Origin of the sequence: Streptomyces tardus, from assembly GCF_018101125.2 — a bacterium.
Taxonomy (GTDB): Bacteria; Actinomycetota; Actinomycetes; order Streptomycetales; family Streptomycetaceae; genus Streptomyces; species Streptomyces tardus.
Genome location: NZ_JAELVF020000001.1, coordinates 492,169 through 504,313, shown reverse-complemented (window position 1 = coordinate 504,313; position 12,145 = coordinate 492,169). Strand labels below are relative to the sequence as shown.

Annotated in this window: 8 protein-coding genes; 4 read left to right on the top strand and 4 right to left on the bottom strand. The window is 70.1% G+C overall.

Annotated elements, in window-relative coordinates; genetic code table 11:
• The first annotated feature begins 12 nt into the window (after positions 1-12).
• The 4 genes from JGS22_RS02125 (at position 13) to JGS22_RS02110 (ending at position 4,339) form a co-directional block, all read left to right on the top strand.
• On the top strand, positions 13-1,035 hold the full coding sequence (locus JGS22_RS02125) for an amino acid ABC transporter permease (protein WP_211040706.1): 1,023 nt from the start codon (positions 13-15) through the stop codon (positions 1,033-1,035).
• Positions 1,032-1,832 carry an amino acid ABC transporter ATP-binding protein gene (locus tag JGS22_RS02120; protein WP_308405471.1) on the top strand — a complete coding sequence of 267 codons (801 nt, stop codon included), beginning with the start codon at positions 1,032-1,034 and terminating at the stop codon, positions 1,830-1,832. Before JGS22_RS02125 ends, JGS22_RS02120 begins: the two co-directional genes overlap by 4 nt.
• Positions 1,833-2,369: 537 nt before the next feature.
• The gene (locus JGS22_RS02115) at positions 2,370-3,338 is read left to right on the top strand and encodes a zinc-binding dehydrogenase (protein WP_211040707.1); all 969 of its coding nucleotides are present in this window, start codon (positions 2,370-2,372) and stop codon (positions 3,336-3,338) included.
• A 467-nt stretch (positions 3,339-3,805) separates the two neighbouring features.
• Entirely contained in the window at positions 3,806-4,339 is a 534-nt protein-coding gene (locus tag JGS22_RS02110; protein WP_211040708.1) for a GNAT family N-acetyltransferase, read from the top strand.
• A gap of 189 nt (positions 4,340-4,528) precedes the next feature.
• Here JGS22_RS02110 and JGS22_RS02105 read toward each other — a convergent pair whose 3' ends face one another.
• The 4 genes from JGS22_RS02105 to JGS22_RS02090 form a co-directional block, all read right to left on the bottom strand.
• Positions 4,529-5,656, bottom strand: coding sequence for a PadR family transcriptional regulator (locus tag JGS22_RS02105; protein ID WP_211040709.1), 1,128 nt, complete (start codon positions 5,654-5,656; stop codon positions 4,529-4,531).
• Between the two features lies 1 nt (position 5,657).
• A complete protein-coding gene (locus JGS22_RS26920) occupies positions 5,658-6,524 on the bottom strand; it encodes a DUF4097 family beta strand repeat-containing protein (RefSeq protein WP_211040710.1) in 867 nt (288 codons plus the stop codon).
• A gap of 849 nt (positions 6,525-7,373) precedes the next feature.
• Positions 7,374-7,556 (bottom strand): DUF6104 family protein, encoded by a 183-nt coding sequence (locus JGS22_RS02095; protein ID WP_211040711.1) that lies wholly within the window; start codon positions 7,554-7,556, stop codon positions 7,374-7,376.
• A gap of 427 nt (positions 7,557-7,983) precedes the next feature.
• Entirely contained in the window at positions 7,984-11,856 is a 3,873-nt protein-coding gene (locus JGS22_RS02090; protein WP_211040712.1) for a multifunctional oxoglutarate decarboxylase/oxoglutarate dehydrogenase thiamine pyrophosphate-binding subunit/dihydrolipoyllysine-residue succinyltransferase subunit, read from the bottom strand.
• Between the last annotated feature and the right edge of the window lie 289 nt (positions 11,857-12,145).

Below are 12,145 nucleotides of genomic sequence, written 5' to 3'. Positions count from 1 at the left end.
AGGCAACCCCTCGTGACCGAACCGACTGAACCGTCCGCACCCAAGGACACCGGAAAGGGCCTCACCAAGGGCCCGGACACGCGCAAGGGCCCGGGTGCCGGCAGTGTCCCGACCGCCACCGCCTCCGGGGGCCGGGTCCCGCCGGCGGCGATCACGGCCATCCCCGTACGGCACTACGGGCGCTGGGTCAGCGCCGCCGTGGTGCTCGGGCTGCTGGCCGCCCTGCTGTACGCGTTCGCCGGCGCCAAGATCAACTGGGACGTCGTCGGCGAGTACCTGACCGACGGCACCGTCATGCGGGGCGCCTGGGAGACGCTGAAGCTCACCGTGCTGGCGATGGTCATCGGCGTCGTCCTCGGCATGGTGCTCGCCGTCATGCGACTGTCGAAGAACCCGGTGCTCAGCGCCGTCGCCTGGGGCTACATCTGGTTCTTCCGCGGCACTCCGGTGCTGGTCCAGCTCTTCCTCTGGTTCAACCTGGCGCTCGTCTTCACGTATCTCGACCTCGGCCCGTTCTACAAGGACGAGATGAACGACGTCATCACGCCGTTCGTCGCCGCCCTTCTCGGTCTCGCGCTCAACGAGGCCGCATACATGGCGGAGATCGGCCGGGCCGGCATCCAGTCGGTCGACCAGGGCCAGACCGAGGCCGCGCAAGCGCTCGGCATGAGCTCGGCGAAGACCACACGCCGCATCGTCCTCCCGCAGGCGATGCGCGTGATCATCCCGCCGACGGGCAACGAGTTCATCAACATGCTCAAGACCTCGTCGCTGGCGTACGTGATCGGGTTCAACGAGCTCTTCAAGGCCAGTGTGGACATCGGTGCCCGCAACCTGGCAATCGTCGAGATGCTCATGGTGGTGACGATCTGGTACCTCGTGCTGACCACCGTGTTCAGCATCGGCCAGTTCTACCTGGAGCGGCACTTCGCGCGCGGCTCCGACCGTGAGCTGCCACCGACGCCGATCCAGCGGATCAAGGCGCAGCTGACCTCGTTCCGTACTCCGAGCAAGGTGGGAGGCACCACCGTATGACCGCCCGTCCTGCCGAGCAGTCCGGCAAGCAGTCAGCACAGCCGATGGTGAAAGCCGAGGCCGTGCACAAGTCCTTCGGCCCGGTCGAGGTGCTCAAGGGCATCGACCTGGAGGTGGCGCCACAGGAGGTCTTCTGCCTCGTCGGCCCGTCCGGCTCCGGCAAGTCGACCTTCCTGCGGTGCATCAACCACCTGGAGCAGATCAACGCCGGCCGGCTCTCGGTCGACGGCCGCCTCGTCGGGTACCGCGAGAAGGGCGACAAGCTCTACGAGCTGAAGGAGAGCGAAGTCGCGGCGCAGCGCAAGGACATCGGCATGGTGTTCCAGCGCTTCAACCTCTTCCCGCACATGACGGCCCTCGGGAACGTCATGGAGGCCCCGGTCCAGGTCAAGGGCGAGTCCAAGGCCGCGGCCCGCGAGCGCGCCGAGAAGCTGCTCGACCGCGTCGGGCTCAGCGACCGCAAGAACAACTACCCCGCCCAGCTCTCCGGCGGGCAGCAGCAGCGCGTCGCCATCGCCAGGGCACTGGCGATGGAGCCGAAGCTGATGCTCTTCGACGAGCCCACCTCGGCGCTTGACCCGGAGCTCGTCGGCGAAGTGCTCGACGTGATGCGCGACCTGGCAGAGTCCGGCATGACGATGATCGTCGTCACCCACGAAATGGGCTTCGCTCGCGAGGTCGGCGACGCGCTCGTCTTCATGGACGACGGCGTCGTGGTCGAAGCCGGCCATCCGCGCGACGTTCTGAACAACCCGCAGCACGAGCGCACCAAGGGCTTCCTCTCCAAGGTGCTCTGAACAGCGGCCCGCAGCACGCCATCCTCTGCGGGTCTGCGGGTCTGCGGGTCTGCGGGTCTGTGGGTCTGTGGGGCGCGCTCCGCGACGATGTCGGCGACCCCGCCGGGTCGCCGACATCCGCGAGGCGACGAGGGCGCTGGGACGCGGGGGCAGGCAGCGGCGATGTGGCTTCCGGCATCGTGCACCGGTGCCGGAAGCCAGGGTTCTCCGACGACACGGCCCTCCGAACGCCGGGCGGCGACCTCCAGCCGGCGACGTCCAGCCGGCGACGGCGCAGTCGCGACGGCGCAGTCGCGACGGCTGGGTGGCCACGGCGGGGTGACGGCCTTCGACGGCCCGCCACCCCGCCGTTGCGCATTGCGGGACTCCGGCGGTCGCGCGGCGGGCCGGCCGACGCTCCCCCTGCGGCCCAGGCCACACACGCCGCCCCTGCCTCCGTACGCGTCGGCCGGTCGCCCGTGCCGTCGGGCGACCGACGCCCGGAGCGCACCGGCGAGTGGTGTGACGCCTCGGTCTACCCGTGGGTAGCTTGGGTGCATGTTCGCTGCCTACGCCGCCAGGACCGACCGCGATGCACCTCTGAACGGGCTGGAGCTCGGAGAGCGCCCGGAACCCGAAGTGCCGCCGGGCTGGACCGTCATCGACGTCCGGGCCGCCTCGATCAACCACCACGATCTCTGGTCCCTGCGCGGCGTCGGCCTCGGCGACGAACAGTTGCCGATGATCCTGGGATGCGATGCCGCAGGAGTGGATGCCGACGGGAACGAGGTCGTCGTCCACGGCGTGGTCGGGCAGAGCGGCCACGGTGTGGACGCCCGCGAGACCCCGACGATCCTCACCGAGAAGTACCAGGGCACCTTCGCCGAACGCGTCGCCGTACCGCAGTGGAACGTGCTGCCCAAGCCGTCCGGGATCACCTTCGAGGAGGCGGCCTGTCTGCCCACCGCCTGGCTCACCGCGTACCGGATGCTCTTCACTCGGGCGAGGGCGCGGCCCGGCCAGAGCGTGCTCGTCCAGGGGGCGGGCGGCGGAGTCGCCACTGCGGCGATCGTGCTCGGAGCGGCCGCGGGCGTACGGGTCTTCGCCACCAGCCGCGACGAGGCCAAACGGGCACGCGCCCGGGTGTTGGGCGCGGAAGACGCCTTCGAGACCGGCGCACGGCTGCCGCGCCGGGTCGACGTCGTGCTGGAAACGGTCGGTGCGGCCACCTGGTCGCACTCGGTGAAATCGCTCAGGCCCGGCGGCACGCTCGTCGTCGCCGGCGCCACCACCGGGCCCGACCCGCAGAATGCCGAGCTGAACCGGATCCTCTTCCAGCAGCTGAACGTTCTCGGCTCGACCATGGGCACCAGGGACGAGCTGGCCGATCTGCTCAACTTCTGTGCCACCACCGGGGTACGGCCCCTCATCGACTCCGTGCTGCCGCTGACGCGTGCGCGCGACGGACTGGCGAAGATGGCCGCCGGCGAGCTCCTCGGCAAGCTGGTCCTGACGCCGCAGCAGTGACGCCGCAGCGCCGCAAACGTCGTGACGCCGCAAACGCCGTGACGCCGCAAACGTCGCAAACGTCGTGATGCCGCGAGGCGGTGACGCCGTGACGTCGTAACGCCGTAGTGCTGTGACGCCTGACGCCTGAGGTCTGACGCCTGAGGTCTGAGGCGGTGACGTCGTGACGTCGCGAGGCGGTGACGTCGCCCGTGGGGCCGTGAGGCGGTGGGGTGGCGAGGTCGCGAGGCGAGGCCGCCCGGTGGGCCTCTGGACCGGTGGACCGCTCGGTGGGCCTCTGGACCGGTGGACCGCTCGGTGGTCGGGACGCGGCGGGGGCTCGGTCTTGCTGCGCGGACCTGAGGGACCGAGGTGCCGCGACGCCGTGGGGCGAAGGCTTCGCGGTCGCCAGGGACTGAGCGGGGCTCTGACGCACTGATCGCGACCGCGGGAGCGAAGGAAGTTGCGCGGCTGCTGATAATGGCCGTATGACCTGGAAAGTGACGCCGGTCGACATCGACTCGCAGGCGGCGCAGGGCGAACTCCGCGCCTACTACGCCGAGTTGGTCTCGCGCTACTTCGACCGCCCTGCCACTCCGGAGTCCGTGGACGCCGCGATGGCCGACGAACCGAGCGGCGACCTGGCCCCGCCGACCGGGCTCTTTCTGCTCGCCGAGTACGGCGGAACGGTCGGCGGCTGTGTCGGCGTACGCCTCATCGAACGCGCTGGGCAGCTCGAGCCGCATCTGCGCCGAGGAACGGAGGCGCTGCGCGAGCCGCAAGTCGCCGAACTGACCCGGCTGTTCGTACGTCCGGAGTGCCGGGGGAGCGGCGGCGGTGCGGCGCTGCTGGCCGCTGCCGAGGAAGCAGCCCGAGTGCTGGGTGTGCACCTGCTGCGGATGGACACTCGCAAGGACCTCGTGGAGGCGCGGGCGCTCTACACCCGGCACGGTTACACCGAGGTACCCGCGTTCAACGAGGAACCGTACGCCGACCACTGGTTCGCCAAGCACCTCGCCTGACCTCGCCTGACCTCGCCTGACCCCGACGGGCACGCGGAACCGGCGGGCGGAACCGCGCGTCGAGCAGGACCGCCCTCCGGGCCGGCGGGGAAGACCGTTGCGTCGGGCGGGGCCGTCTCGTGCTGCGCGGGAGAGTGGAGGGGCGTCGCGCCGACTCGGTGCGGCACCCCTCCACCCTGCGGCCGGCGCTCAGTCCTTCGGACGCAGCACGCTTCCGATGTGCACTGCCGCGCCGGACAGTTCGCGACGGATCTCGTGCAGCTGCTCGCGGGTGACTCCGTGGTCCCGGGAGGCGTCCCGGACGTCGTCCCGGAATCGGTCGAGCAGCCGCTCCAGCGCTCGCGTCGGCTCCTCGTCCTCCCGAAGCGGCTCCGTGGCCCACTCCGGCTGGGGTATCTCCGGGGCGGCCGAGCTGTCCGCATCGGCTGCCGCCTCGCCGGGGGCGCTCTCGTCCGGCGAGGTGCCGTCCGGTCGGCCGCGGTAGGTCTTGCTGCTCCAGCCACCGCCGAACGGCGGCCAGGCGCTGGCCTGCCCGGTTATACGGCCCAAGGTGCCCATTTCCTTGGCGAGTTCGGCCATGCCCTCGCGCACCGCCCCTTGCCAGTCGCCGGTCCTCGCGCGCTCCTGGACCTGGTCCTGTACGGTCCGGGCAATCCGCCTGACCTCCTCCTCGGCGGCCTCCCGGGCCTCCTTGTGGGCCTCCTGGCGTGCCTTGTGGTGGGCGCGGTCGGCCTCCTCCTCGGCGGCCTTGGCCTGCTGCCGCGCACGGCGGCTCTCGTCCCGTGCGCGCCGTGCCTGGCGCTGCAACTCGCGCTTGGCCTGCAGCAGTTCGTCCTTGGCCCGCTGCCAGCTCTCCTGGTCGGGCCAGGAGGAACGGGCTCCCGCGTCCTCCCTCGCACCGCTGCTCGCCGAGTCGCCGTCCGCCGGTGCGGCGACGTTCCGGGTCGCTTCGAACACCTCGCGGCGCAGCTCGCTCGCGCTGTCCCGGACGTCCTCGCGTATCTCGTCGGCGAGCGCGGTCAGCGACTCGTGGATCTCCAGCTCCAGATCGGCCAATTCGCCCTGGCGGTCGGCCAGCTCGGCCAGACCCGCGGCGGTGATGCTGTAGACCTTTCGGCCGCCCTCGGTGGCGTGCTCGATCAGCCCCTCGGCCTCCAGCTTGGCCAGCCGCGGATAGACGGTGCCGGCGGAGGGCGCGTAGAGCCCCTGGAAGCGCTCTTCCAGCAGCCGGATCAGCTCATAGCCGTGGCGGGGCGTCTCGTCGAGGAGCTTGAGGAGGTAGAGGCGCAGTCGGCCGTGGGCAAAGACTGGGGGCATGTCAGAGGTCCTTACCGGGAGTCGCGTGGTCCTGGGCTGCGTGGGCCGGTTCGGCCGGCGGGCGGCGCAGCAGGGTGACGGAGCCGGAGACGCTCTTGGCCTGCAACCTCCCGCTTCCGCTGCCGAGCTTCCCGCTGATGCGGCGACCGGCCCACTCGGAGGCGACGGCCAGCTCCCCGAAGGCCGACCGGACGGAGCCGCTCGCGGTGCTCGCGTCGACGGCGAGGTCCGGCTGGTCGGGCAGCCGCACCGAGATGGCGCCCGACACGTTGGTCAACCGGAAGTCCGAATCGGCACCGATCTTCGCCAGATCGAGCACAAGATTGCTGTCCACCGCCTCGGCCCGGACGCTGCCGCCGCTCTCCACGGCGGTGAGCGCGCCGGAGACGGAGTGGAAGCGCAGCGGGCCGGACAGCTGCTGCGTCTCCACATCGCCGGAGACGGTGTCGGTGCGCACCTCGCCGCCGAGCCGAACCAGGGTGGTGTCGGCGCTGACCGCACGCACCTCGGTGCCCGCGGTGATCCCGGAGACCACCGCGCGTCCCGTCACCTGGCCGAGCTTCAGCTCGCAGTCGGCCGGCACCGCGAGAGTGAGCACGACACGGCGCTGCCAGTTCTTCGGCTCCAGCAGCTTCAGAAAGCCCTGCCAGGGCAGATCGGCGTGGGTGACCGTGAGGGTGCCGTCCTCGACGCTCACCCGCAGCGGCTCGCCCTCGATCGAGGTGACCTCCAGACTGGCCTCGGTGATGCTCTCGCTGCCCACGACGTTCACCGTGCCGCCGACGACCCGGATGCGCGCCCGGCGCACAGGCGGCGGGATCGTGAGCTTCTGTGGTTCGCTGACGGACCACTCTGACCGGTCGGGCACTTGCGGCCTCCCTGACTGGGCTTGTGACGCGCGGAGTTGAGGCCGGCGGCAGAAATGCCGAGAACCGGGCCACCCGAGAACGCAACATATCGCGTCTCGTGGAAAACACGATACATCGCGTATCGCGAGCGTCAAGGGGCGGTTCTCACGGCACGGGTGCGCGAGTGCGGCGGCTCGGTGCAACGACCGGTGCGCGGTCGGGGGTGAGCGCCGGTCGCGCTTGCCCGCCGGCTCGTACTGCCGGGCGGGCGGCGGCGCGTCGCGTTCGAGCGGGGAGCCACTCAGGCCGCGAGCCCACGGGGCGCACGCCCTCAACCGTTCGTCGACCGCTCGTCGCGAACAGGGCGAGCCGACGGGGAGCTTGGCCGCGAAGTACGCGGCAGACGAGCCGGTGCGGACGGTCACCGACCGGTGGACGACCACCTGGGCGGGGGTCTGCGCGTCGACTGCAGCGAGCACCGTGCGGGCCGGTTCCGCGGCGGACTGTCCGCCGCCCGCGTCGATGCGCGCCGAGCCCAGCCTGTCGAGGGCATCGGTCGTCAGTGCCTGGTAGCGCTCGGTGCGGGCCAAGAACCTGTCCATCAGGGCGCGTTCCTCGCCCGTGGCCGTTTCGTAGCAGCCCGCAGCGTGAACAGGGGCGCGGATCAGGAGTTGTCGGCGGTCAGCCCCACAGCGGCCGTGCGTGGAGCCCGCAGCTCGCGCACGCCGAGGACTCAACCGAACCCTCCGAAACGGTGTCCGCAGCCGGCGGAGGCAGCGGTCCCCGCCCCACGCGTCCACGTGCGGTTCAGCCGGCAGGGCACCGGGCCGACGGCGCTCGGCCGCCGGCCCCGGTTCGGGCAGGAGCCGCTACTCCTCGTCGTCCTCGTCGTCCAGACGTGCCAGCCAGGTGGCGAGCCGTTCGACGGGCACCTCGAAGTCGGGGTTCAGGTCGACGAAGGTCCGCAACTGCTCGGCGAGCCAGCCGAGGCTGACCTCCTCCTCGCCGCGCCGGCTCTCCAGCTCCTCGATGCCGCGATCGGTGAAGTACAAGACGTGCTCCGGTGGTTGTGACGAATTCTCGGCAACTGCCCGCGGCCCGCGAGAGCCGCACCGGGAGGGATTCTCCCGGACCGTGCCCTCGGACGAGCGGCAGCCCCCACACGTACGAGTGATCCGCGCCCTCGGCCCTCGGGCCGGCGGTGCCGGGGGACGGCTACGGGCCAACCGCCCGTACCGCACGGACCACCCCGCGGCACGGACCACCCGCACCGCTCGGACCGGCCGCCCACACCGCGCAGCACGGACGGTACCGGCCGCCGCGAGCGTCGGCGGACCAATCGCGCACCCCGCGCACCCATCGCGCCCGCTCACGGCACCACACGAACGAGTGGCCCGGGCCGAAGATCCCGGCCCGGGCCACTCGTCTGCAAGCGGTGCACGCGCCCACCGGCGCGCTCGTTCACCGCACTTCACTGCCTCAGAGGTCGAAGACCTCTTCGACCAGCGCCTGCTGCTGGGCCTGGTGGCGCTTGGCCGAACCGACCGCAGGCGAGGAGCTGGACGGGCGCGACACCCGGCGCAGCCGGTCCGCGTTGTCCGGCGCCGCACCCAGCACCAGGTCGAGGTGGTCGATCAGGTTGAGCGCGATGAACGGCCAGGCGCCCTGGTTCGCCGGCTCCTCCTGGGCCCACACGTACTTCTGCGCCTTGCTGTACTTGGCCAGCTCCTCCTGGAGCTCGTGGCCCGGCAGCGGGTACAGCCGCTCGATGCGCACCAGCGCGGTGTCGGTCAGACCCTGCTTGGCCCGCTCCGCCTCCAGGTCGTAGTAGACCTTGCCGGAGCAGAAGACGACCTTGCGGATGTCGTTGGCGCTGACCTCGCCGCGCTCGACCATCGTGTCGCCGATGATCGGCCGGAAGCCGCCCGTCAGGAACTCCTCCGTCTTGGAGGCCGCCGCCTTGAGACGCAGCATCGACTTCGGGGTGAAGACGACCAGCGGCTTGTGGTGCGGGTTGTGCACCTGCCAGCGCAGCAGGTGGAAGTAGTTCGACGGGAGCGAGGGGTTGGCGACCGTCATGTTGTCCTGGGCGCACACCTGGAGGAAGCGCTCGATCCGCGCCGAGCTGTGGTCCGGACCCTGGCCCTCGTAGCCGTGCGGCAGCAGCAGCGTGACGCCGGACGTCTGGTTCCACTTCTGCTCGGCGGAGGAGATGAACTCGTCCACCACGGTCTGCGCGCCGTTGACGAAGTCGCCGAACTGCGCCTCCCACATCACCAGTGCCTCGGGCCTGGCGAGCGAGTAGCCGTACTCGAAGCCCATCGCCGCGTACTCGCTCAGCAGCGAGTCGTAGACGTTGTAACGGGCCTGGTCGTCGGAGAGATAGAGCAGCGGCGTGTAGTCGTCCCCGGTGTTCTGGTCGAGGATGACCGCGTGCCGATGGCCGAAGGTGCCGCGCCGCGAGTCCTGGCCGGACAGGCGTACGGGGGTGCCCTCCATCAGCAGCGAGCCGATGGCGAGCGTCTCGCCCATGCCCCAGTCGATCGTGCCGTCCTCGACCATCGCCATCCGCCGCTGCAGCTGCGGGCGCAGACGCGGGTGCACGGCGACGCGGTCGGGGATGTTGACCTGGGACTCGGCGATCCGCTTGACGACCTCGGAGCTCACCGCGGTCTCCAGCGGCACCGGGAACTCCGCCTGCGGAACCGGCACTTCGGTCGGGGAGGCGGACACGTCCGCCTCCCGCACCTCGGTGAAGACCTTCTCCAGTTGCCCCTGGAAGTCCTGGAGCGCCTGCTCGGCCTCCTCCATGGTGATGTCGCCGCGACCGATCAGGGACTCGGTGTAGAGCTTGCGCACCGAGCGCTTCTTGTCGATCAGCGTGTACATCTGCGGCTGTGTGAAGTACGGGTTGTCCGTCTCGTTGTGGCCGCGGCGGCGGTAGCAGACGAGGTCGATGACGACGTCCTTGTTGAACGCCTGCCGGAACTCGAAGGCCAGGCGCGCCACCCGGGCGACGGCCTCGGGGTCGTCGCCGTTGACGTGGAAGATCGGCGCTTCGATCATCCTGGCCACGTCGGTGCAGTACATCGACGAGCGCGCCGCCTCCGGCGCGGCCGTGAACCCGACCTGGTTGTTGATGACGATGTGCACGGTGCCGCCGCAGCGGTAGCCGCGCAGCTGTGACATGTTGAGCGTCTCGGCCACCACGCCCTGGCCGGCGAAGGCCGCGTCACCGTGCAGCTGGATCGGCAGGACCGTGAAGTCCGTACCGCCCTTGCCGATGATGTCCTGCTTGGCGCGGGCGACACCCTCGACGACCGGGTCGACCGCCTCGAGGTGCGAGGGGTTGGCGGTCAGCGAGACCGTGATCTGCTCGCCGTTGAGACCGGTGAAGGTGCCCTCGGCGCCCAGGTGGTACTTCACGTCGCCGGAGCCGTGCATCGACTTCGGGTCGAGGTTGCCCTCGAACTCGCGGAAGATCTGGGCGTAGGACTTGCCGACGATGTTCGCCAGCACGTTCAGCCGGCCGCGGTGGGCCATGCCGATGACGGCCTCGTCCAGCCGGGACTCGGCGGCCGAGTCGATCACCGCGTCGAGCAGCGGGATGACGGACTCGCTGCCCTCCAGCGAGAACCGCTTCTGACCCACGTACTTGGTCTGCAGGAAGGTCTCGAACGCCTCGGCGGAGTTGAGCCGCCGCAGGATGCGCAGCTGCTCCTCGCGCTCGGGCTTGGAGTGCGGACGCTCGATGCGGTCCTGGATCCACTTGCGCTCCTTGGGATCCTGGATGTGCATGTACTCGATACCGGTGGTGCGGCAGTACGAGTCGCGGAGCACGCCGAGGATGTCGCGCAGCTTGAGCATCGACTTGCCGGCGAAACCGCCGACGGCGAACTCCCGCTCCAGGTCCCACAGGGTGAGCCCGTGCGAGGCGATGTCCAGGTCGGGGTGCTTGCGCTGCTTGTACTCCAGCGGGTCGGTGTCGGCCATGACGTGGCCGCGCACCCGGTAGGAGTGGATCAGGTCGAAGACGCGGGCGGCCTTGGTGACCTCGTCGTCGTGACTGACGTCGATGTCCTGGTTCCAGCGGACCGGCTCGTATGGGATCCGCAGCGCTTCGAAGATCTCGTCGTAGAAGTTGTTCTCGCCGAGCAGCAGCTGGTGCATGATCCGCAGGAACTCGCCGGACTGCGCACCCTGGATGACCCGGTGGTCGTAGGTGCTGGTCAGCGTCATGACCTTGGAGATGCCCAGCTTGTTCAGGGTGTCCTGGGAGGTGCCCTGGAACTCGGCCGGGTACTCCATCGCTCCGACACCGATGATCGCCGACTGGCCCGGCATCAGCCGCGGGACCGAGTGCACGGTGCCGATGCCGCCGGGGTTGGTCAGCGAGCAGGTGACGCCGGTGAAGTCGTCCATCGTCAGCTTGTTGGCGCGAGCGCGCCGGACGATGTCCTCGTACGCCTGCCAGAACTCGAAGAAGCTGAGCGTCTCGGCCTTCTTGATGCCGGCGACGACGAGCTGGCGGTCGCCGTTCGGCTTCACCAGGTCGATCGCCAGGCCCAGGTTGACGTGCTCGGGCTTGACCAGCGTCGGCTTGCCGTCCTTCTCCGCGAAGGAGTGGTTCATCGACGGCATGGCCTTCATCGCCTGCACCATCGCGTAGCCCAGGAGGTGGGTGAAGGAGACCTTCCCGCCACGGGCGCGCTTGAGGTGGTTGTTGATGACGATGCGGTTGTCGAAGAGCAGCTTCACCGGCACGGCGCGGACCGAGGTGGCGGTCGGCAGCTCGAGCGAGGCGTTCATGTTCTTCACGACGGCGGCGCCGGGGCCGCGCAGGGTGACCAACTCGGGGCCCGCGGGGGCCTCCTGGTCAGCCTTGTCCGCGCCGTTGTCGCCGGTGCCCTTCGCGGGCTGCGACTTCGCGGCCTTCGGGCTCGCGGCGGGCTTCGCCTCGGCGGGCTTCGGCGCGGCCTTGGCGGCCGGCTTCTGCTGCGCAGGCTTCGCCTCGGCCGGCTTGGCTTCGGCGGGCTTTGCCTCCGCCGACTTGGCCGGTGCGGGCTTCGTTCCGGCAGCGCCGGCCGAACCGGACGGTGCGGTGGGAGTCGGAGCGGGTGCCGGCTCAGCCGCGTCGGCGGCTGGCTGCGGGGGCTCCCCGTCCGTCTTCCCCGGCTTGTAGTCGGCGAAGAAGTCCCACCATGCCCGGTCTACTGAGTTCGGGTCCTGGAGGTACTGCTGGTAGATCTCGTCGACGAGCCACTCGTTCGGACCGAAGGCGGCAGCGGGACTCTTCCCTTGCCCGTCCTGGTCGGTCGAGATGCTCGAGGTCTTCGGGGACTGTGACGACACGGCGGCAACCGCCCTCTTCCGCTTCACATGGTGATGGACAGCGGGAATTAAGGCTACGCCCCCCAGACGGTTCGGTGCAGTCCGCATGGGCCACACGTCACGTACATCACACAAAATCGTGGGTTTCAGCGGTGCGGCCGCCGGGAATTCCAACCAGTTTTGCCTTGTCAGGGAACGCGGAGCCGAGGCTCGGGCGCATCTTTGCGCGAGCCTTCCCCCTGTCCGTCCCCCTACTGACGCGTAGCGGGGGCGGAAAGGTTCCGTCCGGTTCGACTCTATGCCGTGCGTC